General features: G+C 73.4%; 3 protein-coding genes. 1 reads left to right on the forward strand and 2 read right to left on the reverse strand.

From position 1 onward, the window contains the following. Positions 1 to 282, forward strand: a 282-nt coding sequence (locus GT030_RS32690) for an alpha-hydroxy-acid oxidizing protein (RefSeq protein ID WP_202460853.1), incomplete at its 5' end; no start/stop codon positions are given. Here the strand turns inward: GT030_RS32690 and GT030_RS32695 are convergent. Continuing rightward, positions 279 to 623, reverse strand: coding sequence for an NIPSNAP family protein (locus tag GT030_RS32695; protein WP_161204169.1), 345 nt, complete (start codon positions 621 to 623; stop codon positions 279 to 281). The two genes, GT030_RS32690 and GT030_RS32695, sit on opposite strands and share 4 nt — an antisense overlap. Positions 624 to 651: 28 nt before the next feature. Continuing rightward, positions 652 to 1,152, reverse strand: a 501-nt coding sequence (locus GT030_RS32700; RefSeq protein WP_161204170.1) for an RICIN domain-containing protein, incomplete at its 5' end; no start/stop codon positions are given.

A 1,152-nucleotide genomic window follows, 5' to 3' on the forward strand; every position in this document is an offset into this window, starting at 1 on the left:
GCCGACGCCCTGCCGGGTGTCGTGGGCGCGGTCGGCGACCGGCTGGACGTGCTGTTCGACAGCGGCATCCGCACCGGCGACGACATCGCCAAGGCGCTCGCCCTGGGCGCCCGCGCGGTCCTGCTCGGCCGCCCCTACGCGTACGGGCTCGGGCTGGACGGCCAGGCGGGCGTCGAGCACGTCGTCCGCAGCATCCTCGCGGAACTCGACCTGACCCTGGCCCTCTCCGGCCACGCCTCCCCCGCCACCCTGAACCCGTCCGTCCTGACGGAGGAGTTCTAGGACGTTTCCCCCGGCTGTCCTGGCGGGGCTAGGTCGCCGGGGAGCATGGGGCGCATGAAGGTGCGCTCGTGGCGCAGCACGCATCCGCTGTCGTCGCGGATGCGGTCCGCCTCGATGAACTCGGGGTCCCGGCCGAAGAGTTGCCGGTACTCCTCGTAGGCGGCCAGGCTGGGAAAAGTGAACAGGGCCAGAGCCTCGTCACTCGCGCCCTCCGCCGGCAGGAAGTAGCCGTGGTGCACGCCGCCGTGGGCCTGCACCAGTTCCATCCAACGCCGGCCGAACCGCTCGAAGGCCGCGATCTTCCGAGGGTCGATGGTGTACCGCACGACGCATGTGATCACGGAACAAGGCTAGGGCTTGGCCCGCCGATCAGGCCGGCGTCTCGTAGGTCTCCGCCGCCGACAGCGAGCCGGGGGTGGCCGACGGGGTGTCGGTCAGCCAGTGCTGGGCGGGTGAGCGGTCGCGGAGCGAGACCACGATGTCGGCGCCGGGACGCGCGTCCGCCGAGGCCAGCGCGAGGGTCTCGTCCCAGCGGGGCAGCAGTTCGCCCCGCACGGTGAGGTCGTACCGCACATCCTCTCCGCGCTCGGTGCCCGCGTCGTCGCAGGTGCCCAGGATGACGACGGCGGCGTCGGCGTGGGAGTCGAGGCACAGCTCGGGGTCGGCCTGGCTGTGCAGGAGGCCGTCCGCGTCGTACGTCCACTGCTGGGTGACGGCGTCCGAGCACAGGGCCAGCGTCACCAGCCCGCCACGCTCCGGCTCGCCCTTGATGCCCAGGCACAGCCCGGCCCCCGCGTTGCGCAGCCGGATCGGCCGGCCGGCCAGGGGCGGGGTGGCCGAGGCGGTCGCCGACGGCTCGGCGGTCCGGGG

The sequence above is a fragment of the Streptomyces sp. SID1328 genome, assembly GCF_009865595.1.
GTDB lineage: Bacteria > Actinomycetota > Actinomycetes > Streptomycetales > Streptomycetaceae > Streptomyces > Streptomyces griseoluteus.